This is a genomic window from Flavobacterium sp., from assembly GCF_027482425.1.
Taxonomy (GTDB): domain Bacteria; phylum Bacteroidota; class Bacteroidia; order Flavobacteriales; family Flavobacteriaceae; genus Flavobacterium.
In genome coordinates this window covers 1-24,756 of the sequence record NZ_JAIXWA010000052.1, presented here as the reverse complement: position 1 = coordinate 24,756, position 24,756 = coordinate 1, and the positions used below count along the sequence as shown (strand labels likewise).

Annotated in this window: 25 protein-coding genes and 1 tRNA gene; 10 read left to right on the top strand and 16 right to left on the bottom strand. The window is 42.1% G+C overall.

All coding sequences use genetic code 11. The features are described 5' to 3' along the window. Window positions 1-72 precede the first annotated feature (72 nt). The 3 genes from Q0037_RS07235 to ruvC all read right to left on the bottom strand — a co-directional run bounded on the left by Q0037_RS07235 (window position 73) and on the right by ruvC (window position 2,794). Window positions 73-834, bottom strand: coding sequence for a cyclase family protein (locus Q0037_RS07235; protein WP_297516977.1), 762 nt, complete (start codon window positions 832-834; stop codon window positions 73-75). Between the two features lie 207 nt (window positions 835-1,041). Continuing rightward, the gene (gene hemW / locus Q0037_RS07230) at window positions 1,042-2,175 is read right to left on the bottom strand and encodes a radical SAM family heme chaperone HemW (protein WP_297516976.1); all 1,134 of its coding nucleotides are present in this window, start codon (window positions 2,173-2,175) and stop codon (window positions 1,042-1,044) included. A 67-nt stretch (window positions 2,176-2,242) separates the two neighbouring features. After that, window positions 2,243-2,794, bottom strand: a complete 552-nt coding sequence (ruvC, locus tag Q0037_RS07225) for a crossover junction endodeoxyribonuclease RuvC (protein WP_297516993.1) — start codon at window positions 2,792-2,794, stop codon at window positions 2,243-2,245. Between the two features lie 47 nt (window positions 2,795-2,841). Here ruvC and Q0037_RS07220 point away from each other — a divergent pair, with 47 nt between their 5' ends. Continuing rightward, window positions 2,842-3,795, top strand: a complete 954-nt coding sequence (locus tag Q0037_RS07220) for a hypothetical protein (RefSeq protein WP_297516975.1) — start codon at window positions 2,842-2,844, stop codon at window positions 3,793-3,795. Further along, the gene (locus Q0037_RS07215; RefSeq protein ID WP_297516974.1) at window positions 3,756-4,889 is read left to right on the top strand and encodes a glycosyltransferase; all 1,134 of its coding nucleotides are present in this window, start codon (window positions 3,756-3,758) and stop codon (window positions 4,887-4,889) included. The genes Q0037_RS07220 and Q0037_RS07215 overlap by 40 nt, the downstream gene beginning before the upstream one ends. Here Q0037_RS07215 and Q0037_RS07210 read toward each other — a convergent pair. The 7 genes from Q0037_RS07210 to Q0037_RS07180 form a co-directional block, all read right to left on the bottom strand. Continuing rightward, entirely contained in the window at window positions 4,886-5,362 is a 477-nt protein-coding gene (locus tag Q0037_RS07210; protein WP_297516973.1) for a hypothetical protein, read from the bottom strand. The genes Q0037_RS07215 and Q0037_RS07210 overlap by 4 nt on opposite strands. A 4-nt stretch (window positions 5,363-5,366) precedes the next feature. After that, a complete protein-coding gene (locus tag Q0037_RS07205; RefSeq protein WP_297516972.1) occupies window positions 5,367-5,732 on the bottom strand; it encodes a hypothetical protein in 366 nt (121 codons plus the stop codon). A gap of 835 nt (window positions 5,733-6,567) precedes the next feature. After that, window positions 6,568-6,641, bottom strand: a tRNA-Asp gene (locus Q0037_RS07200). Between the two features lie 85 nt (window positions 6,642-6,726). Continuing rightward, window positions 6,727-7,653, bottom strand: a complete 927-nt coding sequence (locus tag Q0037_RS07195) for a DUF58 domain-containing protein (RefSeq protein ID WP_297516971.1) — start codon at window positions 7,651-7,653, stop codon at window positions 6,727-6,729. A gap of 65 nt (window positions 7,654-7,718) precedes the next feature. Further along, window positions 7,719-8,036 carry a thioredoxin gene (gene trxA / locus Q0037_RS07190; RefSeq protein ID WP_297516970.1) on the bottom strand — a complete coding sequence of 106 codons (318 nt, stop codon included), beginning with the start codon at window positions 8,034-8,036 and terminating at the stop codon, window positions 7,719-7,721. 115 nt (window positions 8,037-8,151) lie between these two features. After that, entirely contained in the window at window positions 8,152-12,660 is a 4,509-nt protein-coding gene (gene dnaE / locus Q0037_RS07185) for a DNA polymerase III subunit alpha (RefSeq protein WP_297516969.1), read from the bottom strand. 141 nt (window positions 12,661-12,801) lie between these two features. Continuing rightward, window positions 12,802-13,554 carry a DUF6252 family protein gene (locus Q0037_RS07180; protein WP_297516968.1) on the bottom strand — a complete coding sequence of 251 codons (753 nt, stop codon included), beginning with the start codon at window positions 13,552-13,554 and terminating at the stop codon, window positions 12,802-12,804. A gap of 183 nt (window positions 13,555-13,737) precedes the next feature. Here Q0037_RS07180 and Q0037_RS07175 point away from each other — a divergent pair, with 183 nt between their 5' ends. The 6 genes from Q0037_RS07175 to Q0037_RS07150 all read left to right on the top strand — a co-directional run bounded on the left by Q0037_RS07175 (window position 13,738) and on the right by Q0037_RS07150 (window position 18,263). Then, complete coding sequence (locus tag Q0037_RS07175) at window positions 13,738-14,349, top strand: 30S ribosomal protein S16 (protein WP_297516967.1); 612 nt, start codon at window positions 13,738-13,740, stop codon at window positions 14,347-14,349. Between the two features lie 17 nt (window positions 14,350-14,366). Then, window positions 14,367-14,891, top strand: coding sequence for a ribosome maturation factor RimM (gene rimM, locus Q0037_RS07170; RefSeq protein WP_297516966.1), 525 nt, complete (start codon window positions 14,367-14,369; stop codon window positions 14,889-14,891). 72 nt (window positions 14,892-14,963) lie between these two features. Beyond that, window positions 14,964-15,314, top strand: coding sequence for a four helix bundle protein (locus Q0037_RS07165; RefSeq protein ID WP_297516965.1), 351 nt, complete (start codon window positions 14,964-14,966; stop codon window positions 15,312-15,314). Window positions 15,315-15,409: 95 nt separating this feature from the next. Next, entirely contained in the window at window positions 15,410-16,120 is a 711-nt protein-coding gene (locus Q0037_RS07160) for a methyltransferase (RefSeq protein WP_297516964.1), read from the top strand. Between the two features lie 90 nt (window positions 16,121-16,210). After that, window positions 16,211-16,942, top strand: a complete 732-nt coding sequence (locus Q0037_RS07155; protein WP_297516963.1) for a hypothetical protein — start codon at window positions 16,211-16,213, stop codon at window positions 16,940-16,942. A gap of 142 nt (window positions 16,943-17,084) precedes the next feature. Beyond that, window positions 17,085-18,263, top strand: coding sequence for an acyl-CoA dehydrogenase family protein (locus Q0037_RS07150; protein ID WP_073361043.1), 1,179 nt, complete (start codon window positions 17,085-17,087; stop codon window positions 18,261-18,263). A gap of 69 nt (window positions 18,264-18,332) precedes the next feature. Here Q0037_RS07150 and Q0037_RS07145 read toward each other — a convergent pair whose 3' ends face one another. Continuing rightward, the gene (locus Q0037_RS07145) at window positions 18,333-20,858 is read right to left on the bottom strand and encodes a zinc-dependent metalloprotease (RefSeq protein ID WP_297516962.1); all 2,526 of its coding nucleotides are present in this window, start codon (window positions 20,856-20,858) and stop codon (window positions 18,333-18,335) included. 227 nt (window positions 20,859-21,085) lie between these two features. Between Q0037_RS07145 and Q0037_RS07140 the strand changes: the two genes are divergently transcribed. Both Q0037_RS07140 and Q0037_RS07135 read left to right on the top strand, forming a co-directional pair. Continuing rightward, window positions 21,086-21,868, top strand: coding sequence for a DUF3050 domain-containing protein (locus Q0037_RS07140; protein WP_297516961.1), 783 nt, complete (start codon window positions 21,086-21,088; stop codon window positions 21,866-21,868). 11 nt (window positions 21,869-21,879) lie between these two features. Continuing rightward, window positions 21,880-22,581 (top strand): SGNH/GDSL hydrolase family protein, encoded by a 702-nt coding sequence (locus Q0037_RS07135; protein ID WP_297516960.1) that lies wholly within the window; start codon window positions 21,880-21,882, stop codon window positions 22,579-22,581. Here Q0037_RS07135 and Q0037_RS07130 read toward each other — a convergent pair. The 5 genes from Q0037_RS07130 to Q0037_RS07110 form a co-directional block, all read right to left on the bottom strand. Then, window positions 22,578-22,910, bottom strand: a complete 333-nt coding sequence (locus Q0037_RS07130; protein WP_297516959.1) for a 2Fe-2S iron-sulfur cluster-binding protein — start codon at window positions 22,908-22,910, stop codon at window positions 22,578-22,580. The two genes, Q0037_RS07135 and Q0037_RS07130, sit on opposite strands and share 4 nt — an antisense overlap. A 1-nt stretch (window position 22,911) precedes the next feature. Next, a complete protein-coding gene (locus Q0037_RS07125) occupies window positions 22,912-23,052 on the bottom strand; it encodes a hypothetical protein (RefSeq protein ID WP_297516958.1) in 141 nt (46 codons plus the stop codon). Continuing rightward, on the bottom strand, window positions 23,036-23,242 hold the full coding sequence (locus tag Q0037_RS07120) for a hypothetical protein (protein WP_297516957.1): 207 nt from the start codon (window positions 23,240-23,242) through the stop codon (window positions 23,036-23,038). Before Q0037_RS07120 ends, Q0037_RS07125 begins: the two co-directional genes overlap by 17 nt. Before the next feature lie 16 nt (window positions 23,243-23,258). Continuing rightward, entirely contained in the window at window positions 23,259-24,311 is a 1,053-nt protein-coding gene (locus Q0037_RS07115; RefSeq protein ID WP_297516956.1) for an NAD(P)/FAD-dependent oxidoreductase, read from the bottom strand. A gap of 212 nt (window positions 24,312-24,523) precedes the next feature. After that, window positions 24,524-24,756 (bottom strand): NifU family protein (locus Q0037_RS07110; RefSeq protein WP_297516955.1); only part of this gene is annotated, 233 nt, incomplete at its 5' end.

Here is a 24,756-nt window from a genome sequence, read left to right as displayed (position 1 = left end):
TAAAATGGTCCTCTAATCACTGTATACTGTTTACTGTATACTGTTCACTGTTTACTGTACACTGTTTACTGTTCACTGAACACTGCACAAAGCATACAAAACCGGTTTACTAGGTGACGCATCATTTTCAAACGAGGCGATTTGTAAATTCAGTATATAGCTCCCATCAGGAACCGTATCGGACACAAAAACCAATTCGGTAATCGTGCAATCCAAACGGGCATCGGCATTCAGTTGGTGAACATCTTTTACATTCCAAAACGCTTTGTGCGCCACCAAAGCACCACCATCTTCCTCCCGATCGACACTGGGCAAATCAATCAACAAATGCTTGACCCCCATTTCACGTAAAAAATGAGCTGCTTCTTCAGCCAAAAAGGGCGGATTGGTATGGGAATAGTTTTGATGCTTTTTGAAGGCCAAATTGGGTAAGGTGCGAATCACCACCGCTTCGGGAGTAGCCCCTTCCAATGCCTTTGCGACCTGAGTTTTCGTAATCATTCTGTCACCTGCATGAATTTCAGGGGCAATCGAAATCAATTCGGCACGGAAAAAAAAGGTTGTCAAACTTTGATTCACACTGTAAAAATCGCGCGTAATGTGTCCTAAACATTCCGTATGCGTTCCATGCCCGTGCGGATTGAAATGGATGTTGTTGAAGTTGGTCGAACTCCCCGCTGCCACTTTCCCTACCCAATCCCCAAAACGTACGGGTTCGATCACGGGTTGTTCCAAATACCACGCAATCGGATTGGCCTCTGAATTGGTTAAGGGCAACGAAATATCAATGGGCTGCGAGGTGTCGAAAGTATAGGTGTCAAATTGTAAGATCATAAGCTTTGATTTAACTGCGAAGCGCACTATGGTATCGCAAAGTAAACAAAGATTTATTATTCATGAACCATTATCTTTTTTCCGTCGTTAATGAAGGAAACATTAAAGTAAACGAACAAAGATTTAATCATTCATTTTTCATATTCTATATGGCTTAAAAAACTTGGCGCACTTCGCGATAACTTGGCACACTTGGCGGTTAAAAAATTACAAATTCAATAGAAACAAATCACTCGCAATCCCGTCACTTAAAAACTTGCCTTTGCGGGTCGTACGAACGATATCGCCGTCGATATACAACAAATGGTCTTCCAAATGCGTTTCGGCTTGTTGTAAAAAATAACTCTTAAATCGGGGACCAAATTCGGTTTCCAAGCGGTGCAAATCGACACCCCAAATCGTGCGCAATCCCGTCATGACGTATTCATTGTAGCGATCGGTCAAAGACAAGGTTTCCAACTCCAAAGGCAGTACATGGGCTTCGAGTGCTTGAATGTATTTGGTGTTGTTGGAAATATTCCATCCGCGTTGGACGCCGTTAAAACTGTGGGCTGCGGGTCCAATGCCCAAATACGGTTTACCTAACCAATAGGCCGAATTATTTTTGGAAAAATAGCCTTCTTTACCAAAATTCGACAACTCATAATGCACAAAACCCGCGGCTTCAAGTTGGTCAATCAACAACAAGAATTGCGCTTGTGCTTGCCCATCATCGGGATTGGGAATAATCCCTTTTTGCACAAACGAATGCAAAGCGGTTTTGGGTTCGACCGTCAAGGCATAACTCGAAATATGCGGCACGCCCAATTGCAAAGCGGTTTGAATATTCGCAATCCATTTTTCATTCGTTAACCCCGGAATTCCATAAATTAAATCCAACGAGATGTTATCAAAAAGTGTGGTCGCCAACTGCAAACAGGCCAACGCTTCCTGCGCATTGTGGGCCCGATTCATCAAACGCAAATCGTCCTCAAAAAAGGATTGTACCCCAATGGATAAGCGATTCACTGGCGTTTGTGCCAAAGCGTGTAAATAGTCGGGCGTCAAATCATCGGGATTGGCTTCCAGCGTGATTTCGGGTTGATCTACCACCTTGAAATACTTGTAGATCGAATCCATGAGAAAAAGAAGTTCAGCAATCGTCAGTGTACTCGGCGTACCCCCACCAAAGTAAATCGTTTCAATCACGGTTGAGGACCCAAACCAGTCTTTTCGTAGTTCAATTTCACGTGCCATCATGGCCACCATAGCTTCCTTTTTTTTCAAAGAAGTCGAAAAGTGGAAATCACAATAGTGACAGGCTTGTTTGCAAAAAGGAATATGGAGGTAGATGCCGCTCATTGATTTGAAATTAATCCGTTTGAAAATTTGAAAATGACCGTAATCTTCAAATTATCAAATCTTCAAATTATTTAATTCTATGTTCATTCTGTTTCACAAACGCATCCCAACCCGTATAACTTTTGCCTGCAACTACCTTTCCTGTATTGAAAAAATGACAAACCGCAGCGGCTAAACCATCCGTGGAATCGAGATTTTTAGGTAATTCTTTTAACCCTAATAGTTGCTGCAACATTTTGGCGACTTGCTCTTTACTGGCATTTCCGTTACCGGTAATTGCCATTTTGATTTTCTTCGGCTCATATTCGGTTATCGGAATCTGACGTGAGAGTCCGGCCGCCATGGCTACCCCTTGGGCTCTCCCCAACTTCAACATCGATTGCACGTTTTTACCAAAAAATGGGGCTTCAATCGCAATTTCGTCGGGATGATAGGTATCGATTAACTCAATCGTACGCTCAAAGATTTTTTTCAACTTCACATAATGATCATCGTATTTACTCAACAACAGTTCATTGAGTTGAATAAATTCCATCTTTTTGTTGACCACACGAATGAGTCCAAACCCCATTATGGTCGTTCCCGGGTCAATGCCCAATATAATTCGTTCGTTTGCCAAGGTTAATTCATTCGTTGGTTTCGCCAAAAAAGCGTTTTCTTTGTACCATGAAGGCACGGTCAGACAAAGCTACACAATTCCTTACAGTTCTCCTCAAAATTCTGATTGTATCAGCAGCCTTTTATGTGATTTACGACCGATTGCGTTCGGACCCTCAATTGTCATGGACCGCCTTTCGCGAAGCGCTTCACCAACTTTCCCATCCCGGGATCATGCTGCTGTTGTTTGCCTTAACTTTTGGCAACCGTTTTTTAGAAATTATAAAATGGCAAAATCTGGGTTCGACCCTTCGCCCACTTTCATTAGGGGAATCCACCAAGCAAGTACTAGCGGCATTGACGGCAGGTATTTTTACCCCCAACGGCATCGGCGAATATGCGGGGAAAGCATTTTATTTTCCCAAAAAAGATGCGGGTCAAGTGGTCTTTTTAAATTTGATTTGCAACGGCATCCAAATGGGGCTCACCATCGTTTTTGGGACCCTTGGACTCTTTATTTTAGGGTATACCCCATGGGCTTGGGGCGTTATCATGTTGGCTACCGCCATGGGATTACTTTTTTATTTCACCCAAAAAATCACCCTCAAAGGCTATTCCTTTGGCTTATTGTGGGGCAAAATTCAAGCCCTTCCAACCGCTATTCATCAAAAAAACACCCTCTTGGCCGTAGGGCGCTACCTCATCTTTTCCCACCAATACTATTTTTTATTTCGGGCATTTGAGGTACATTTATCCTACGCTACGTTAATGGGCGCCATTGCAGCGGTCTATTTTATGGCTTCCTCCTTGCCGAGTTTTCAGTTTTTGGATTTTGCAGTCAAAGGGAGTGTCGCCTTGTTCTTCTTCGGAAAATTAGGTGTAAACGACTGGACCGTTGTGTTCATCAGTACCCTCATGTGGCTCATGAATGTAGTGGTGCCCGTACTTATTGGCAGTTATTATATTTTAATCTTTAAACCACAATGGACATCCTCTTCTTCTGCTTCGGACTCATTACGGTGATGTATGCGGGTTTTCTTTTGCATCTTTTTTTTGGAATAGCGAAACTGCCCACTTTTTCGACAAAAAACACCACCCCAACCACCAGATTTTCCATCGTTATCCCCATACGAAATGAGGCGAAAAACTTACCGGCGTTACTACAATCCATTGCCCAATTGAAGTATCCTCCCGAGCTTTTTGAAGTCATCATCATCGACGATTTCTCAACAGATCAAAGCGAACGGATTTACTTAAATTGGCGGTTAACCCATAGCCAATTTGACACTACTTTTCTAGAAAATGTTCGCCGTACCGGTTCGCCCAAAAAAGACGCCATTAGCCGTGCGTTACCCATCCTTAAGCATCCTTGGGTGATTTCCACCGATGGCGATTGTATTTTGCCCGAAAATTGGCTACACACCTTCCACGATTTCATTCAAGAAACGAAAAAAGAAATGGTCGCCGGTCCCGTAATTCTTAGAACGAAAAACAACTGGTTTCACGATTTTCAGCAATTGGAAACCCTCGCCCTTCAAGGCACAACGATGGGCAGTTTTGGCAACCATCAAGGATTTATGTGTAATGGAGCCAACTTTGCCTACACCAAGGCATTTTTTACTGAATTAGGCGGCTTCGACGGACTCAATCAATATGCAGGCGGCGACGATGTGTTGTTACTACAAAAAGCCTTACAACAACAACCCCAGAAAGTGGGCTATATAAAAAGTGTCGCAGCTACCGTTGAAACCCGTGCTATAGACGATTTGTTTGAAGTGCTTCAACAACGCATTCGCTGGGCGGCGAAGTCAACGGGATACTCCAATAGTTATGCAAAAGTACTCGCTGTTGTCGTTTTGTTGATGAATCTATGTTGGGTAACTGCCGTCATGCTCGCCTTCAACAACGAGATACAATGGCCAATCGTGATAAGCATATGGGCGGTAAAATATGCGGCGGACTTTATCGTCATGTACCGCGCTAATGACGTACTACGGGGTAGAAAATTTTTCTTACCCTTGGCGAGTAGCGTGGTGTATCCGTTTTTTAGTAGTGTAACTGGAATCTGTTCGTTGTTTGGGGGATTCCAATGGAAAGGACGCACGTTTCGGCGTTAATTTTCACGGCGCAAGATAACCGGCAAAATAAATTGTGACTTTACGGGAATGCCGCGTTTTAGGGCGGGATTAATTTTGGGTAAATCGGTCAAGCGCGTGCGCAAAATACTGTCAATCTTTTTCTTGTCGTAAACCGTAGAGTCTTGCGAAAATTGGGGTTCCAACACCAATGTCGCATCGGGATTGACCGTCACTTTTACTTCAATCGTATCGAGCGCTGGTGGAAGTACGACCAAGGAGTCGGGATTCAATTTTTCTTGAATAGTAGCCGAAAGGAATTCAAAAAAACACTGCTTACGTTGGTTGGCATCAGTCAATTTTTCACACGCGGCAATTGACGGATATTCATCGACCTGATTCCAATTGATGGCTTGGAGTTCTTTATCCAACAATTCTTGTTCGTTGGGAACTTGTTTTTCAAAATAACTGCATGAAGTTAGGGCCAACGCCAAAAAGAAAAGCACTTTTTTCACTACTTTATTTTTTTGATTTCAAATACGCTTCATACCGTTTGTCAAACCATTCTTTTTTGGTTTGCGCCGCGGTCTCTTTTTGGTCCTTATACAACATTCCCAACTTTTCCGAATAAATAGCGATTTTTATCGTATAGGTATAATATTCTTCTCTCGTTAATACCGTTTGGGGATCATTTTGTTTTTCAAAAAACGAAAAAAATAAATCATCATACTTTTTTTTATCGTAGGCCAAAACTTCCTTTCGGTATTGAGCATATAAGGTGTTTTTAAGCGCCAAATCAGGATCGGAGGCCTCTTGCGCCCACAAAGATGGGGCCACTACCCCTGAGCCGATCCATAGTACAAAAAACCAAATCCATTTACGCATAGTTCACCGCTTCAAAGAAACCAAAAGTAGTAAAATAAACGCAATCACAATCAGGAAGCGGACCAAAGGCCGCAATTCTTTGTAAAATTAAATCATTGCGTTCTCTGCGTAAACTTCGTGTCTTTACGGTTGAATTAGAAGAAAAAGAAAAATGTGCTTACTTACATGGCACGCATTACACTCGTAAACCATTTACACTTTTACACCTCCTGCCCACTGTAACTGTCCTGACCCTTCGGGGCTGCGACTTACAACTATAACCCTTCGCGTCTTAGTGTCTTCGTGGCAAAAAAAGAAAAAAAGATGCAAGAAGCAAGAGAAAAGAAATAGGCGCACCCAATACACATTTTAAACCCATTCCACTTTTACACCACATTCAAAATGAGACTGAGACTGTCCCGACTCTTCGGGGCTGCAACTTACAACTACAACCCTTCGTGTCTTCATGCCTTCGTGTCAAAAAAACATAGTACAACCTTGTGCCAACATCGTGTAACTTCGTGCTCCTAAATTTTGAACCATAGAGAAAGATGAGAAAAAACTGCGAGCTTCGCGCTACCTTCGCGCCTTTGCGGTTAAAATAAAAGGCCAAAGGCCGCAAACTTTATACCCTCAACCGCGACAAGACGCCTAAACCTTGTAAAAAGCAAAAAAGCTATTCCGAAATGAATCGGAAAAGCTTTTCATTGGTCTAACTACTAAACCTGTCTCGCTGTTACACGAGACGAAACAACACAACTATTTTAAATGTGCTTCCAGCAAAAACGAAGCATCATATGTATGCTTTTTTGGGCAAAAAAGCGCTTCGTAAAACGAAGCGCTTTTCCCAATTTAGCGGTCTGGACGGGACTCGAACCCGCGACCCCATGCGTGACAGGCATGTATTCTAACCAACTGAACTACCAAACCTTGCTTTATTGCGGATGCAAATATACGTCCAAATTTCAGTTTTGCAAACGTTTTGCTTTAAATTTTAAAAATATTTTCTACAAGTCTAACCAAACATTTGTTTTTCAACCAAATAAGTGGTCAGGATTTTCTCGAAATCCGCACCCACATTGACAGGAACGTACTTAATTTTATTTTGTGCGCAGGCCATTGACAGCGACTTAAAGTAGGTCTCTACCTGATTTTGATAGGCATTTTGCAATGAATCGGCAAATACATTGATGACTTCACCCGATTCTACATCGACAAATTTTCGGGGATGATTGTCAAAATCAAAATGCAATTCGGTCGCTTCATCAACCACATGAAATACAACGACCTTATGTTTGTTGTGCTTCAAATGTTGCAAAGCATTGAATAACTTTTCTTGGGCCTCGTTTTGAAACATATCGGTAAACAAAATCACCATAGAGCGACGGTGTAACTTTTCGGCTACTTGATGCAAAAACGTAATGGTATCCGTAGGTTTGGCCACTTTAGGATCATCCAACATGCCTTCCAATTGCGCCAGAAGCATCCGATGGTGTCGATCGGACCCTTTTTCAGGAGCGAAATATTCATAGGTATCCGAAAACACACTTAAACCCACCGCATCGCGTTGTTTTTTCAATAAATTCATCAAAACAGCCGCGGCTAAAACTGAAAATCCAATTTTTTGCTTATAAAAAGGCTGCCCCGTCGTCAACTTCGGATAATGCATCGACGACGAATTGTCCAAAATCAAATGACATCGTAAATTGGTTTCCTCTTCAAAGCGCTTGGTATACAACCGATCGGTTTTGGCAAACAACTTCCAATCGATATGTTTTGTGCTTTCGCCTTTATTATACACCTTATGCTCGGCAAATTCGGCAGAAAATCCATGGAAAGGCGATTTATGCATCCCTGAAATAAACCCCTCCACGACTTGGTTGGCCAATAGTTCCAAGTGCTTAAATCCCGAGATAAGTTCTTTTTCTTGTTCAATCTTCATACGTTCAAAGATAAAAAAAAGCCCGACGTAAACATCGGGCTTTTTCATTCACTTTCGTATATCCGTTATAACAACGCATCGATTGCATCGGTGTAGGTTTGCTTCGGAGCAACTCCTACTTGTCTTCCTACTACTTCCCCATTTTGGAACACCAAAACGGTGGGAATATTTCGTACGCCGTACTTGGCAGCAAACTCTTGATTGGCGTCTACATCGACTTTGCCAACCACGGCTTTGCCCTCATACTCAGATGAGATTTCATCGATTACCGGACCCACCATACGACACGGACCGCACCAAGCTGCCCAAAAATCAACCAAAACCGGTTTATCAGATTGCAATACTACTTCTTCAAAGGTAGCATCGGTAATTGCTAATGCCATGATATATTTATTTAAGTTATGTATTTATTTTTAAAACACAAAGATAACCAAATCTATGACCCTGCCATCGACATTAAGATTACTTTTAGTTATTTTTTAATTGGTGAAAACAATACTAATTCAATTTAAAGTTGAGTTGCATTTTTTCTAATTCACTCAACAATTCACTGGATATTTTAATTTTCACTTTACGGCTAGGCATGGCCAAATGGGTGACTACGCGAACTTCCTCGGTATCGGCTGGTAATTCATCCACAAAGGCCTCGCTGTCCTCCAACGTTTCATCACCCTCAACTGCGGGTGCTTCTACCGATTTGATGAGGGCTTCTGCTTTCTTTTTCACCCGTTCAATTTCCAACACCTCAAAGCTTATTGGATGTTCGCCTTTATGCGCTTGAAATAAGGAAGCCAATTGGGCGATCATCGCTTGATGCAACTCTTGGATGTTCATTTGTATGACCAGCTTTTTGGCAAACGTAGGCAGTACATCGGCCAATAATTTGGCATCTTGGAAGGTAATTCGGGGATCTGATTTTTTTCCTGTCTCCCGATTTACCCAGCCCTCTCGAATCAGCACTTTAAAAAACACAAACTGATTGTTGACTAAAAAGTGGCGGAATTTCAAATAGTCCTCGTCAAAAATGCGAAACTCATGGTTTTCGTCATACCCTTCCAAGGTAAACATAGCCCAATCTTTTCCGTTTTTCCCCGTTTTAAACTGAACATTGGCCACAATCCCCCCAAAGGTTATCGTTTTATTGACCAATGGGTCGAGCTGCTTCAAATGTTCCAAGCGTACATTACAGAAATACTTCATTTCAAAACGATAATCATCGAGCGGATGGCCCGAAATGTATATCCCGACGACCTCTTTTTCACGGGCCAACTTAGCCATGGTGGTCCATTCCTCACAAGGCGGAATTTGGGGTTCGGCAATTTGAATTTCACTCGCTTCGCCAAAAAGACTGACTTGCGCTGAATTTTCGTTTTCTTGAAACTTCGCTCCGTATCGAATCGCTTTTTCCAAAAAGGTAATTCCATCACCATCATGGTGAAAATATTGGGCACGATGGGTCGATTCAAAGCCATCGAATCCTCCCGCCAAGGCTAAATTTTCAAAGGCTTTCTTATTAGCCGCACGCAAGTCGATTCGTTTTGCCAAATCAAAAATAGAGCGGTATTTCCCGTCTTTTCGTTGTGCCACTATCGTATCGACAGCCCCTTGCCCCACACCTTTAATCGCACCCATTCCAAAACGTACAGCATAGTCTTCGTTTACGGTGAATTTATAGAAAGATTCGTTCACATCGGGACCCAATACCTTCAAGCCCATGCGCTTACACTCTTCCATAAAGAACGAAACTTGTTTGATATCATTCATGTTGTTGGAAAGAACTGCCGCCATATATTCGGCTGGATAATGGGCTTTGAGATAGGCCGTTTGATAGGCGACCCAGGCATAACAGGTGGAGTGCGATTTGTTGAAGGCATAACTCGCAAACGCTTCCCAGTCTTTCCAAATTTTATCTAGTTTTTCCGCATTATGTCCGTTGGCCACTGCTTGGTCGATGAACTTGGATTTCATTTTATCCAAAACATCTTTTTGTTTTTTACCCATTGCTTTCCGCAAAACGTCGGCGTCCCCTTTCGAGAAGTTGGCCAGCTTTTGGGACAACAACATTACCTGCTCTTGGTAAACGGTAATTCCGTAGGTTTCTTTCAAATATTCTTCACAGGCATCTAAGTCGTATGTAATCGGCTCTTCCCCATTTTTACGTCGAATAAACGAAGGAATGTACTCCAAAGGTCCCGGACGATACAGTGCATTCATCGCAATCAAATCCCCAAAAACCGTGGGCTTCAATTCCTTCATATACTTTTGCATTCCAGGCGATTCGTATTGGAAAATCCCCACCGTTTCCCCACGTTGGAACAACTCATAGGTTTTGATATCATCAATCGGGAAAGCATCTGGGTCCAATTCAATGCCCATACGGTATTTCACTAATTTACAGGTATCTTTAATAAGAGTCAAGGTCTTCAACCCCAAGAAGTCCATTTTCAACAACCCTGCACTTTCCACCACCGAGTTGTCAAATTGAGTCACAAACAGTTCTGAATCCTTGGCTGTCGCCACGGGAACATAATCGGTGATATCGCTTGGGGTGATGATTACTCCACAAGCATGAATTCCTGTATTTCTTAAATTTCCCTCCAATACTTTCGCCTGTTGGATGGTTTCGGAACTCAAATCACCCCCATTGGCCAATTCAATAAGTTCCTTGACTTTATCAAATTCATCCGCGCGTAAAGCGGCCTTGAGTTTGTCATTTTCCAAGGAAAAAATCTTAGCCAAATTCAGGTTATTCGGAATCAGTTTGGCAATTTTATCCGCTTCAAATAACGGCAAATCTAGTACTCGAGCGGTATCGCGCACCGACGACTTGGCAGCCATGGTCCCGTAGGTAATGATTTGTGCCACCTGATTGGAACCGTATTTTTGGATCACATAATCCATGACTTTACTTCGTCCTTCATCATCAAAATCAATATCGATATCGGGCATGGACACCCGATCGGGATTTAAGAAACGCTCAAAAAGTAAATCGTATTCGATAGGATCGATATTGGTAATTCCTAAGCAATAGGCCACAGCACTTCCCGCTGCAGACCCACGACCTGGCCCAACAGAAACACCCATATTTCGGGCTTCGGCGATGAAATCCTGTACGATCAAAAAGTACCCGGGATAACCCGTTCGTTCGATCGTCGCCAACTCAAAATCGAGGCGATCGCGAATTTCTTCGGTAAGTTCTGGATACCGTTTTTCGGCTCCTTTATAGGTTAAAAAACGCAAATAATTATTTTCCTCTCGTTTGCCGCCATCTTCTGTATCTAGGGGGTCTTCAAATTTCGTAGGGATTTCAAATTTGGGCAAAAGTACTTCACGGGCTAGGTCGTAAATTTCAATTTTATCAACTACCTCTGCAATATTGGTGATAGCCTCGGGAAAATCGGCAAACAACTGCTTCATTTCCTCGCCCGACTTGAAATAGTACTCTTGATTGGGTAATCCAAATCGGTAGCCACGGCCGCGTCCAATAGGAGTGGATTGCTTTTCCCCATCGCGCACACACAAGAGAATATCGTGGGCATTAGCGTCTTCTTTTTTTACATAAAAAACATTATTCGTTGCCACGGTTTTAATGTGGTGCTTGCGAGAAAGATCAATTAACGCACTGTTCACGCGATTTTCATCCTCTTGATGGTGCCGCATGAGTTCGATATACAAATCTGCTCCAAACTGGGCTTTCCACCAGAGTAAGGCTTCTTCGGCTTGATGCAACCCAACGTTTAAGATTTTGCTAGGCACTTCCCCATACAAACTTCCTGTGAGTACAATAATATCCTCTTTGTATTGCTGAATTATTTCTTTATCTATTCGAGGGACATAATAAAAACCTGCGGTATAAGCGATAGACGCCATTTTTGCCAGATTATGGTACCCGCGTTTGTTTTTGGCTAAAAAAACCACTTGATACCCATTGTCCTTTCGGGATCGATCTTTATGATTGTCACACACATTAAACTCGCACCCTACAATGGGTTTGAGTTCAGCTTCTGTTGGCGTTTCCCCCGCTTCAAGCGCTTGTTCATTTTTTTGTTTGGCTGTTTTATTATGCGCCATAACATCCCGAACAAAGTGAAAGGCCCCCATCATATTTCCGATATCGGTCATCGCCACGGCAGGCATTTTGTGTTGTACGGCCGCTTGTACCATATCTTTTACCGAAATGGTCGATTGTAACACCGAAAATTGGGTGTGGTTATGCAAATGCACAAAGTCTACCGTCGCCATTTCAGCCTGACCTTGGGCGATATCTTGATGAGAAATTGGTGCGGCTTGGGCGGTATTTGCTTTCTTGCGAAGTTCCTCTGATTCTTTTTTCAGGTTCAAATGGGTCAAGCCAATCGGTGGAATGGGCTGAGGATTTCGCGATTTAAATTGCTGAAAATAGTCGGGCGTAACACCGAGTTCGGTTTTGGTGAAAATTTCCCGTCGAATCAACTCCAAAAAACAGCGGGTTGTCGCTTCGACGTCGGCGGTGGCATTGTGCGCTTCTCCAAAAGGTTCTCCAAAAAGGTATTCGTGTAACTCGGTTAGCGTGGGCAGCTTATAACGTCCACCGCGACCGCCAGGAAGTTGCAGCAAACCTGCGGTAACCTCAGTACAAGTATCCAAAACGGGAAGTTGGGATAATGCCGTGGGAATTCCAGCGCGATAAAACTCGCACCCCATAATATTGACATCAAAACCAACGTTTTGCCCTACTATAAATTTGGTTTGGGCCAGTGCGGCATTGAATTTCTGCAGCATTTCGCGTAACTCTACCCCATATTTATGGGCCAAATCGGTCGATATACCATGGACACGTTCGGCATCGTATGGAATATCATATCCTTCTGGAATCACCAAATAATCCTGATTATCGATGAGATTTCCCCATTCATCATGCAATTGCCAAGCAATTTGCACCGCTCTTGGCCAATTGTCGGTATCGGTAATAGGCGCTGCCCAATTGCGCGGTAATCCCGTAGTTTCGGTATCAAAAATTAAATACATAGTCGCTTTTTCAAGTGGAAAAACACATTGGCTTACGTTTCAAAAATACACTTTCGCACTAGAAGATTCAAGGAATAGTTATCAACAAAAAAGCTGTCTTTGGTGAGACAGCTTTCATGTAATCGTATTTATTTAAATCGCTTAAGGTTCTGGGAAAATGGGTACTTGATAAAAAGTACCGTATTGGAAATTCACCAAATCACCGCCCAACGGATTGGTCGAGGTTTGCACTGCATTAAATTTAAATTCACCCGAAATTGTAGTTCCAGTATTTTGAGTAATCTTTATTTCACCATTGCTACCTTCCACATTAAGTACGCGAACGCGCCCAAGTCCATTACCTCCTACTACGGTGATCACATCGCCCGCTTTATACCCATTACCGGGTGACGCTACACGGGCTGCAGTTATAGCTCCTGCGGCATTAGTTGACAATGAAACCGTGAGTCCGCTCCCACTCCCACCTGTAGTGGGATAAGAACCACTGCAGGTTGTTACCCCCCCTACCGTAGTACAATTGGAAGCATATCCTGAACCACCTGCTACGATCCCTGAAGCAATATTGGCAACAGGCCCGTTGATAATTTTCGTTTCATACGCCAATTCAATGTCGTTGAATGAGGAATTATAAAGCGCTTTTATCCCTGGGTTGGAAGTACCAAAAAAATACGTACCAGGATTTCCATTCGCTACGCGCAATTCCACCTCTTCGTCTTCGGCCAACGCTACAAAACGAATGGCGTTGGTAGAGGCTGATTTATAGGCTTTTACATCAATTCCTCGAAATAAAATCCCGTCGCGATAGGCTTGAAAACCTGGATCGTTAAATTTAACTTCTTCCGAACAAGAAGAAAAAGTCAACACAACTAGAAATAGGGCAATAAATTTTTTCATGTACGTAATAATATCGGTATTTGTAGTACAAAAATAGCTTTTTTAAGGAATTACAACCTATTTTTTATGGTTTTTATCGGATTAAGCTATTTTTTTAAGCTCGAGTGATTTGAATAAAAATGTTTTGTATATTTGCGCCCTCAATAACCGGGGTCGAGTACCCCATAAACAAATCATTCGATTATGTCAGTAAAAATTAGATTACAAAGACATGGTAAAAAAGGGAAACCTTTTTACTGGATTGTAGCCGCCGATGCGCGTGCCAAAAGAGATGGTAAATTCTTAGAAAAAATTGGAATCTACAATCCGAACACAAATCCTGCAACAGTAGAATTGCATTTAGACAAAGCGGTTCAGTGGTTACACAATGGTGCACAACCTACGGATACTGCACGTGCTATTTTATCGTATAAAGGAGCTTTGTTGAAGCATCACTTGGATGGTGGTGTTCGTAAAGGGGCTTTGACGCAAGAGCAGGCCGATGCTAAATTAGCCGCTTGGTTGGAAGAAAAAGCTAACAAAGTTAATGCTAAAAAAGACGGTTTGTCTAAAGCGAAAGATGATGCTAAAGCAAAAGCATTGAAAGCTGAAAAAGAAATTAACGAAAAACGTGCTAAAGCAGCTGAGGAAGCATTGAAAGCGGCTGAGGCTGAAGAAGCAACAGAGGAAGTTGCGGAAGAAGCAGCTGAAGCAGCTACTGAAGAAGTAGTGGCTGAAGTGGCGATAGAAGAAGCTCCTGCGGTTGAGGAAGCTCCAGAAGCGCCTGCTGCTGAAGAAACTAGCGAAGAAGCCTAATTCGTTATCAAGCGGTAATGCGTAAGAAAGACTGTTTCTATCTCGGCAAAATCGCAAAAAAATTTAGCTTTAAAGGAGAAGTCCTGCTCTATTTAGACACGGATCAACCTGAATTATATGAAAATATGGAATCAGTTTTTGTCGATTTAGGCAAAAATCTGGTTCCATTTTTTATTGAAACAGCGCAACTACACAAAGGAGATTTTCTCCGCGTTAAGTTTGAAGACGTCGACACCGAAGCCGAGGCCGACGAAATTCTAGGTAGTGAAGTTTACCTGCCCCTTTCGGCGCTTCCTCCTCTTGAGGGAAATCAGTTTTATTTCCATGAAATTATCGGGTTTGCTGTTGAAGATCAACGCTTAGGTCCTATAGGTGAGATTGTAGGCGTCAACGATACTACGGCCCAGCCTCTTTTTGAAATTGAATGGAATACCCGCCAAATTCTTGTTCCCATGATTGACGATTTCATTATTGAAGTAAATCGCGCCCAAAAGAAAATCATACTCAATACGCCTGAAGGATTGGTGGATTTGTACCTGTAGTAAATTCCAATAAAAAAATTCCAAATTCCAAAACCTTAAATACCAATATTATAAACGCCAATCAACCATTGTATGAATAAACCTTATGACTTGGAAGAAAGAACGTATTTATTTGCAAAAAACTGTTGGATAAATGTTCAAAAACTTCCCAAAACAATTTCAAACTTAGAAGATGGGAAACAACTCGTTCGTTCATCGGGATCGGTGGGGGTGAATTATATTGAAGCAAATGAAAAACTTAGCGATAAAGATTTTTTATTTCGAATAAAAGTATCCCGAAAAGAAGCAAAAGAATGGAAATATTGGATTCGATTACTCCAAGAATTGAATCCTGATTGTACTGAAAACGCTAATTCATTATTGGATGAAGCCGATGAATTAAGAAAAATATTTTACTCGATTATATCCAAAAGTTCTACCTAAATTTGAAATTTCTCCATTTTTGGTATTTGGAAATTTCCTTATTGGAATTTGGAATTTAAAAATATTGGATTTTATAACATTGGATTTTAACCCCTATGTTTCAATTTAAACAATTCACCATTAAACAAGACCGCTGCGCCATGAAAGTGGGCACCGACGGGGTACTCTTGGGCGCTTGGACGCCTTTGGATCACCATCCGTTTTCAATTTTGGATATCGGAACAGGCACCGGGCTCATTGCATTGATGCTTGCCCAACGTTGCGCCGCCGAACAGATTGATGCGCTTGAAATCGACCCCGATGCTTTTGAACAAGCCGTTGAAAATTTTGAAAACTCCCCTTGGAATGACCGTTTGTTTTGTTTTCATGGCTCGCTAGACGATTTTATGGAAGAACTCCAAGAGGAAGAATACGATTTGATTGTTTCCAATCCGCCGTTTTATGCTGAAATCGTTTCCTCTGGCAGTGAAAATCGCGATCGTGCACGTCAAAATCAATCATTACCTTTTGAAGATTTAATGGAAGCCGCGGGCATTCTCCTTTCAGAGACTGGTGTACTTGCGCTTATTATTCCTTCTAAAGAGGAAGAACGCGTCATCGATTTAGCCCGAGAAAACAAACTTTACCCTTTTAAAATCACCCACGTTCAAGGCACTCCCAAAAGCCCTGTAAAGCGAAGCCTGCTTGCTTTTTCACGAGAAAATAGTTCCCTCAACACCGACAGCATAGTTATAGAACTAGAACGACACCACTATACCGATGCCTATCGTAGACTCACCGAAGATTTTTATTTGGACAAAAAATAAGGCGATAATAAGCATACGCTAGAATTAACAAAAATTTGGAACACGCGCACATAGGGAATTTGTACCTTCGTTATTACTAATAATTCACCTATGAAAACGGTTCTCGGTTTCTTTTTCCTTCTCTTTCCTTTAACCGATGTCATTGGTCAGAATTTTCGCATTCAGGGCACCTTACGCGCGCAAGAAATGTGGATTGCAAAAGCTGATATTGCTAATGCCCGAACCCAAAAACATGTGACGTCAGCTCCCGACGGTTCGTTTTCCATTGACGTGGCGTTAAATGATGTACTTTATATTGTACACCCTGATTTTGAAATTAAAAAAATCACTATTGTGAGTGAAACCGTTTGGCTCTACGATATTGAACTTACCCCCAAAGCCATTCAATTGGATGAAGTTGCCGTCGATAATCTAAGCAATGTTAAAGTAAGTATCAGTCCTGGCGAACAACGGTTGGCTGAAATTAAAAAAGAAGAGATGCGCTTGTACACAGGAGTGTATGATGGATCTATGCCGTATGGAGTGAATTTTGTATCGTTGTTTAAAGGACTTGGGAAGCTTTTTAAAAAGAAAAAACAAGAACCCACGGCCAACGGAGAATCCCTCGATCAATTTATTGATCGTCATTTTACAGAAGACTATTGGACAACTACCCTACGCTTGCAACCCGAGGAAAAAGCACCTTTTTTAAAGTTTTGCATGGAAGATCCCCAACTGCAAACCCTGTTGGCTCGGGAGAATGGTTTGGAATTGACGGAATTTTTTCTGCTAAAACGTGAAGCATTTTATGCACAACAAGGCAAATCACCTTCAAAACCCTAACAAGATTTCGATTTTAACAATTCGTATTATTCCATAAAAAATAACAGTTGTTCGTTTTATTCTGAAAGACGTTTTGTTAAATTTGCAAACGTTTTCGTAAAATAACAATCCGACGGTAAGTCCGTCAACAACAAACAAACACATGAAACCAGACTTATTTCAAGCTCCCGACTACTATTTGTTGGATGATTTATTGACAGACGAACATAAATTGGTGCGTGAGGCGGCCCGTGCTTGGGTAAAACGCGAAGTTTCTCCGATCATTGAGGACTACGCGCAACGTGCCGAATTCCCCACACAAATTATCAAAGGTTTGGGGGAAATTGGTGGTTTTGGCCCATATATTCCCGTCGAATATGGCGGCGCGGGATTGGATCAAATTTCGTATGGTTTGATTATGCAAGAGATTGAGCGTGGGGATTCGGGGGTTCGTTCTACCTCATCGGTGCAATCGTCTTTGGTAATGTATCCTATTTGGAAATACGGAAATGAAGCACAACGCATGAAGTACCTTCCCAAATTGGCGACGGGTGAAATGATGGGTTGTTTTGGATTGACCGAACCCGATTTTGGGTCGAATCCCGGCGGAATGGTAACCAACTTCAAAGATATGGGTGACCATTATTTGTTGAATGGAGCCAAGATGTGGATTTCGAATGCGCCGTTTGCGGATATCGCAGTGGTTTGGGCGAAAAATGAAGAAGGTCGCATTCACGGGTTAATCGTAGAACGCGGTATGGAAGGGTTTTCTACTCCCGAAACACACAACAAATGGTCGTTACGCGCTTCGGCAACGGGAGAATTGATTTTTGATAATGTAAAAGTTCCCAAAGAAAATTTATTACCCAACAAATCCGGATTGGGTGCACCGCTAGGGTGCTTGGATTCGGCGCGTTATGGTATTGCTTGGGGAGCGATTGGCGCTGCGATGGACTGTTATGACACCGCCTTACGTTATGCAAAAGAGCGTATTCAGTTTGACAAACCGATTGCAGCCTATCAATTGCAACAGAAAAAATTAGCCGAAATGATTACGGAAATCACGAAAGCGCAATTATTAACCTGGCGTTTAGGTGTTTTGAGAAATGAAGGAAAAGCGACTACAGCGCAAATCTCCATGGCCAAAAGAAATAATGTGGATATGGCGATCAATATTGCGCGTGAGGCCCGTCAAATTTTAGGCGGTATGGGAATCACAGGAGAATATTCGATCATGCGTCACAGTATGAATTTAGAATCGGTGATTACCTACGAAGGAACTCATGATATCCACTTATTAATCACAGGTGCTGATATCACGGGAATACCCGCATTTAAATAAAAAACCAAATACTTACATAAAAAAAATGCTTCACATGTAGTGAAGCATTTTTTTTGGGCTATTCCTTTATTAATTTGGATTCAACGCTTGATCAATTCTGGCGATTAAATCAGCGATATGAAATTTACTTAAACGATCAGTTGTGGTGGCATTGGCGACTTTCAATTGATTTTTTAACTCTATTAAATGGCCGCGAGCAATGGAGGGCAAATCGGTATCGACAATTATAATTCGTCTTCCGTTAAAATTGGCCACAGCGCTTCTATCTAATTTGATGGCATCAATCAATTTAGAAACAAACCCTTTTTGCAAATTTCTTCGGTAGACATCAATTGGGGTATTGGATTTTAGTTCCGAGAAAATTCCGCTTTTTAAATCGCTCATCAGTTCATCTACCGAATAATTTTCTTTCCCTAACGAAGCGGTTTCCATCAAACGTGCCATGCGATCCAACGACAATACACTGGAAAGGGTTCCCTCTTGTATTCCACGGATGAGTTCGACGCCTTTATCGGGATAAATTTTTGCCAAGATATTTTGGTCCAACAACCAAGTGGGTGTTTTAAATAATTGTTTATTCAAAAAGGCGACTGCTTCATTTTGAATACTTGACGGCACGGTTTCGTATTCGTTGCCTTGCATGTCATAGGTCTTTGGCGTTTCATAAATTCCGCCCACATTTTTGGTGACATGGCCCATATAACGTCTAAATTGACCCACTAAAGCTGTATACATGTCTTCTAATTCAGAATAATCTTCCCCTTTTTCTTTACTCCATTCGATGAGATTGGGTAGAATAAATTTTAGATTTTTAATCCCATATTCGGAAGCTTTCATAGCATTATCGCCTAAATCCTCTGTTTGATAACGCGGGTCAAAAGGACTGCTTTCGGTTCCAAACCAAAGTCGGCGATTTTTGTAGGCTTCTTTGGTCATTTCATTGAGTAATACTTTCTCTTCATCCTCGGATTTCGCATCTGGAAAATAGGAATACCCCCATTTGATCGCCCATTTGTCATAATCCCCAATTCGCGGGAATAGATCGGTGACCCCATCGCCCGGTTGCGCTACATAATTAAATCGAGCATAATCCATAATGGAAGAGGTGTGCCCATTTTTCTTTTGGTATTCGGGATCTCTCAACATTTCAACGGGAGTAGCATTACTCGCCCCCATATTGTGCCGTAATCCCAAGGTATGTCCCACTTCGTGAGCGGCCACAAAACGAATGAGTTCACCCATTAACTGATCGTCAAATTTTTTATTTCGTGCTTTCGGGTCGACAGCAGCGGTTTGAATTAGATACCAATCGCGTAATAAACTCATAATGTTATGGTACCAGCCGATATGACTTTCCATAATTTCCCCGGTTCTCGGGTCGTGAACGTTGGGGCCATACGCATTTTGAATGTCGGCAGCAAAATAGCGCAATACCGAAAACCGTGCGTCTTCTAAACTCATGGTTGGATCGTTTTCAGGCCAATATTCTCCACGAATGGCATTCTTCCACCCAGCGCCTTCAAAGGCGACTTGCCAATCGTCAATTCCTTGTTTGATGAATGGTTTCCACTTTTCGGGTGTGGCTGGGTCAATGTAATAGACAATAGGCTTTAAGGGTTCGATCAACTCGCCTCGCTTTTGTTTTTGTGCGTCTTCCTCATTTTTGGGTTCCAACCGCCAGCGAACCGCAAAAATATCGGTGTCGGCTTTATGCGATTCTTCTTCAAAAACACTGTATCGGTTGGCAAAATACCCTACCCGTTTATCAAAAGTACGCTTGCGCATTGGTTTTTCGGGCAATAAGATAAAAGAAGTATTCAATTCCATAGTCACCACGCCGGCATCGAGACCTGCAGGCAAATCAACCCCTATTTTGGGAGTGGGTGTTCTTGAAATTTGAGGTGCTACGGTGGTAAATGTTTTCGTCGTTCTGATTTCGGTGTTTATGGGAAAACTTTTTACATATTGAATGAACGATTTATCTTTTTGAAACGCTTGGATGCTTAACAATTGTTTTTTGATCGGATCCAAGGAAAAGGTTTGCACATCGGCTTCAAAAGTGGGTGTCATGTCAATAACACTGGATACATTTTCTTTGCCTGCTTCGTCTTTTTTATAGGCTAAAATATCATAAATTCCAATAATAGGATCGGCGCTGGAGTTTCTCACCGATTGGGTGATGGGTTTATCTTCCTCTTTGGCCATGATCACATAGGTGATGGAGCGCAAAATAATCGTGTTGTTTAACCCTTTTTCAAAACGAACTACCTGGCGATTTACTTCTTCCCCTCCAAAAATTCCACCTCCAGCAGGCGTTTTAGAATATCGTGTGGTGGTCATAATTTCTTTTCCGATAAGGGAATTTGGAATTTCAAACAAGTATTTGTCAGCAACTTTATGCACATCAATCAAGCCTTTTTGAGTGATGGCGGTAGAATCGATTACTTTTTTGTAGGGCTTTGGTTCTTTTTTACCCTCTGGTTTCTTGGCTTCTTGCGTTACTGGGGGACTATTTTTATCTTTTTTCTGGGCGTACGATTTGACATTGAAAAAAAGTAAAAACAATACAAAAATCTTTAAAAATTTGTTATTCATGTTTGTGAGTTTAGTTTGCTAAAAATACAATTAAGAAGTAATAATGTTGTGTTTTAAAATAAAATTAACATCTCATGTTTAGGGAAAATTCTGTATTTATGCCTAATTTTTGAAACGAATCGCTAAATAGTTGAAATTACCTTTCAAAAAAAATCAAACAATAAATAAAATTGATATAAAATACTTCTCGATTATGAGAAGCATTTTTATTTTTACAAAAAAATACTATGCAAATTTCAGACATAAACGGTGTCCTTCAGCCGTTGAAAGACCGATTGTTACAGCATCCTTTATACGATAAAATTAAAACCCTTGACGATTTGCACTGTTTCTTAGAACACCATGTGTATGCGGTTTGGGATTTTATGTCGTTGTTAAAAGCGTTACAACAGCAACTTACCTGTACCACAACGCCATGGTTACCTGTAGGCAATCCAGAAGTACGCTATTTAATTAATGAAATTGTTGTGGCGGAAGAAACAGACCTTGCGATGGATGGAAAACGGCAAAGTCATTTTGAGATGTATTTGGAAGCTATGAACCAATGTGGAGCCAATACGTTGGCGGTACAATGGTTTTTGGAGGATATTCAAAAAACACAAAACATATTTGTTTCCATTAAACATGCGGAAGTGCATCCGAATGTGCGCGCATTTTTAGACTTTACCTTTCGGGTCATTGAAGAAGGGAAGGCGCATAAAATTGCAGCGGCCTTTACGTTTGGGAGAGAGGATTTGATTCCGACGATGTTTACCGAGATTTTAAAGAACTTCCAGCAAAATTTCCCGCAAACCGATTTGTCTAAGCTGATTTATTACTTTGAACGTCATATCGAATTGGATGGCGATGAGCACGGTCCGATGGCGATGCAAATGATTACAGAACTTTGTGGAGACAGCACAACCAAATGGAATGAAGTGCTCGAAGTTTCCCAACAAGCCTTGGAAAAACGTATTGGTTTATGGGATGCGATTGAAGCGATGGTGACAGAAAAGGCAAGTTGCGTTTAAAATTACAGCTCATGAAACTATGGGGTAGATGGAGTTTCGTAGGCTTACTGCTTATATTGGTGAGCTGTTCTTCCGAGAAAGAGGTGAACACACCGCCCGATACGCGTGTGCTCAAAATTCTGGCGTTGGGCGATAGTTACACCAAAGGCGAATCGGTTTGTAGCACCTGCAATTTCCCGACGCAACTTCGCGATAGCATCAATGTTCGACGCGGCAACGGCCTGTCGGAAGTACAAATTATTGCCCAAACAGGTTGGACCACACCGCAACTCAAAAATGCCATCAATCAAACCAATCCGCCCAATACGTTTGACTTGGTTACCCTTTTGATTGGGGTGAATAACCAATACCAAAACATGCCGTTTAGTTTTTATGCAAATGATTTTCCCGAACTGGTTCAAAAAGCGATTGAAAAAGCAGGAGGCGATCGAAATAAAGTGGTGGTTCTCTCCATTCCCGATTATGCGTTTACCCCTTTTGGGAACGGGAATACTTCGATTTCGGCGGCACTGCAAACCTACAACCAGTTTGCCTCCGATTATTGTGCGAGCCAACAAATAAGTTTTGTATATATTACCGATATCACCCAACTCGGGTTGCAGCAACCGGCTTTGGTCGCGCAAGATGGCCTACATCCTTCCACCTTAGCCTATACACGATTTGTAGAGCGATTGTTACCCGTAGTTTTGCCTAAACTTGGACTTCAGCCTTAAGCATAAGGGGCTAATTCAATAGCCAAACTGTCAATTTCGGGAGTGATGTGAATTTGACACCCCAATCGGCTGTTGTCTTTGACGTTGTAGGCTTCCCACAACATGGCCTCTTCATCGGGATTTTTTTCGGGTAATGCTATGTCGTTCAAGACATAACACTGACAAGACGCACACATGGCCATCCCGCCACAAACGCCAATCGTTCCCTCGGGGGCCAATTCATACGCCCTTACCAACTCCATGAGATTCATGTTCATATCGGTGGGGGCTTGTACTTCGTGAGGTATTCCATCACGATCAATGATTTTTATGGTAATGTCTTGAGGCATTTTATTCCTTTTTCTTCTTTAATTGTTCAATATCCGCTAAGTCTTTATATCTTCCTGAAGCTGTTTTGTTTTTAATTAAATCTTCCAAGTCTACATTAGGAACTTTAAAAGTATTCAAATCAGGATTAAACAGATTTGGCATGTTTTCTTGCGTAGGTTATCGTTTTATCCATTTTATAATTTTCGTCAATTTGAAAAACATGCTTTATAATGTAACAAGCTGCCTCAAGCCTCTCTCTCGGCGTTTTATCATCATAAAAATTGACATGATTGTCTGCTTCTTTAAAAGTAGACTTGGTAACCCAACTTCTATCCATTTTCATGTTTTCCATAGGTTAAATATAGAAATTATTCAATAGATTTCACCACCGCTTTTTCGGCTTCTTTACGCGTACCGTCAAATCCGTCGACCCCCGAAACGGTAGTGTATTTCAACACGTATCGTTTGCCAGGATTTAACCGATTGTAGACACTTTGACACATCAAGGTAGCTTCATGAAAACCGCATAAAATGAGCTTTAATTTGCCTGGATACGTATTGACATCGCCGATCGCATAAATCCCCTCAATATTCGTTTGGTAGTCTAAGGCATTGTTGACTTTAATCGCGTTTTTCTCGATTTCCAAGCCCCAATTGGCAATAGCGCCCAACTTGGGAGTTAACCCAAACAACGGGATAAAATAGTCGGTCTCGAGAATTTGCTGTATGCCATTGCAGTCCAGCGTTAACCGCTCTACATGTCCTTTGCCTTCGATGGCGGTAATTTCGGCGGGCGTGATTAAGGTAATTTTACCCAATTTTTTGAGCTCTTGTACTTTTTCTACCGAATCTAATGCGCCGCGAAACTCGTTACGACGGTGTACCAAGGTCACTTCACTGGCTACATTAGACAAGAAGATACTCCAATCCAGTGCCGAGTCGCCACCGCCTGCAATCACAATGCGTTTGTCGCGGAACAATTCGGGATCTTTTACAAAATATTCCACCCCTTTTTCTTCATACGCAGCGATGTTGTCGATCAAGGGTTTTCGGGGTTCAAACGTCCCTAAACCGCCTGCAATCGCAACCGCTTTGGCGTGGTGCTTTTTTCCTTTATTGGTCGTCACGATAAACGTTCCGTCTTCGAGTTTATCGATGGTTTCGGCCGTCTCTCCTAAGGTAAATCCGGGTTGAAACTGTTTGATTTGCTCCATCAAGTTGTTGACCAAATCGCCGGCCATAACCTCGGGAAATCCGGGAATATCAAAAATGGGCTTCTTCGGATAGAGTTCGGCCAACTGTCCGCCCGGTTGGGGTAAGGCATCGATCAAGTGGCATTTCATTTGAAGCAAACCCGCTTCAAATACCGCAAATAATCCGGTGGGGCCCGCGCCTATAATGAGAATATCGGTTGTAATCATCGTGTTTTGGGTTTGAAATACGGTACAAAAATCGCGAACCGTACTTTTCTAATCTATGATAAATGTCATCGGTGGCAGGGGTTGCGCGAGGGATTGCGGCTTTGTTTGAGCGCGCCTTTAGGACGCGAGTGCCAAAAGCCCGACCCCGAGGATTGTCCTACGCGATGGTTACACCACGTGTTTTCCTCGAGGGACGCGCCCCAACCTATCCATTAGGAAACGTTCTCTACGGTTTCAATTTGAGGAGCATAGCGTTTGATGGTCGTTTCCACCCCCGCTTTGAGCGTCATTTGATTGACACTACAACCCGTGCAGGCGCCTTCAAAACGGACTTTCACGTGTTTGTCATCTTCCACCGCCACCAAGGTTATGTCGCCGCCATCGGAATTCAAAAACGGACGGATTTCCTCGAGGGCTTTCTCAATATTTGCAATTAATTGATCCT

Excerpts from the sequence above, each read along its gene's own strand:
- Q0037_RS07235 (WP_297516977.1), bottom strand. The coding sequence starts at position 834 with ATGATCTTACAATTTGACACCTATACTTTCGACACCTCGCAGCCCATT.
- hemW (WP_297516976.1), bottom strand. The coding sequence starts at position 2,175 with ATGAGCGGCATCTACCTCCATATTCCTTTTTGCAAACAAGCCTGTCAC.
- Q0037_RS07220 (WP_297516975.1), top strand. The coding sequence starts at position 2,842 with ATGAAGGCACGGTCAGACAAAGCTACACAATTCCTTACAGTTCTCCTC.
- Q0037_RS07215 (WP_297516974.1), top strand. The coding sequence starts at position 3,756 with ATGGACATCCTCTTCTTCTGCTTCGGACTCATTACGGTGATGTATGCG.
- Q0037_RS07205 (WP_297516972.1), bottom strand. The coding sequence starts at position 5,732 with ATGCGTAAATGGATTTGGTTTTTTGTACTATGGATCGGCTCAGGGGTA.
- Q0037_RS07195 (WP_297516971.1), bottom strand. The coding sequence starts at position 7,653 with ATGAAGATTGAACAAGAAAAAGAACTTATCTCGGGATTTAAGCACTTG.
- trxA (WP_297516970.1), bottom strand. The coding sequence starts at position 8,036 with ATGGCATTAGCAATTACCGATGCTACCTTTGAAGAAGTAGTATTGCAA.
- dnaE (WP_297516969.1), bottom strand. The coding sequence starts at position 12,660 with ATGTATTTAATTTTTGATACCGAAACTACGGGATTACCGCGCAATTGG.
- Q0037_RS07180 (WP_297516968.1), bottom strand. The coding sequence starts at position 13,554 with ATGAAAAAATTTATTGCCCTATTTCTAGTTGTGTTGACTTTTTCTTCT.
- Q0037_RS07175 (WP_297516967.1), top strand. The coding sequence starts at position 13,738 with ATGTCAGTAAAAATTAGATTACAAAGACATGGTAAAAAAGGGAAACCT.
- rimM (WP_297516966.1), top strand. The coding sequence starts at position 14,367 with ATGCGTAAGAAAGACTGTTTCTATCTCGGCAAAATCGCAAAAAAATTT.
- Q0037_RS07165 (WP_297516965.1), top strand. The coding sequence starts at position 14,964 with ATGAATAAACCTTATGACTTGGAAGAAAGAACGTATTTATTTGCAAAA.
- Q0037_RS07160 (WP_297516964.1), top strand. The coding sequence starts at position 15,410 with ATGTTTCAATTTAAACAATTCACCATTAAACAAGACCGCTGCGCCATG.
- Q0037_RS07155 (WP_297516963.1), top strand. The coding sequence starts at position 16,211 with ATGAAAACGGTTCTCGGTTTCTTTTTCCTTCTCTTTCCTTTAACCGAT.
- Q0037_RS07150 (WP_073361043.1), top strand. The coding sequence starts at position 17,085 with ATGAAACCAGACTTATTTCAAGCTCCCGACTACTATTTGTTGGATGAT.
- Q0037_RS07145 (WP_297516962.1), bottom strand. The coding sequence starts at position 20,858 with ATGAATAACAAATTTTTAAAGATTTTTGTATTGTTTTTACTTTTTTTC.
- Q0037_RS07140 (WP_297516961.1), top strand. The coding sequence starts at position 21,086 with ATGCAAATTTCAGACATAAACGGTGTCCTTCAGCCGTTGAAAGACCGA.
- Q0037_RS07135 (WP_297516960.1), top strand. The coding sequence starts at position 21,880 with ATGAAACTATGGGGTAGATGGAGTTTCGTAGGCTTACTGCTTATATTG.
- Q0037_RS07130 (WP_297516959.1), bottom strand. The coding sequence starts at position 22,910 with ATGCCTCAAGACATTACCATAAAAATCATTGATCGTGATGGAATACCT.
- Q0037_RS07125 (WP_297516958.1), bottom strand. The coding sequence starts at position 23,052 with ATGCCAAATCTGTTTAATCCTGATTTGAATACTTTTAAAGTTCCTAAT.
- Q0037_RS07120 (WP_297516957.1), bottom strand. The coding sequence starts at position 23,242 with ATGGAAAACATGAAAATGGATAGAAGTTGGGTTACCAAGTCTACTTTT.
- Q0037_RS07115 (WP_297516956.1), bottom strand. The coding sequence starts at position 24,311 with ATGATTACAACCGATATTCTCATTATAGGCGCGGGCCCCACCGGATTA.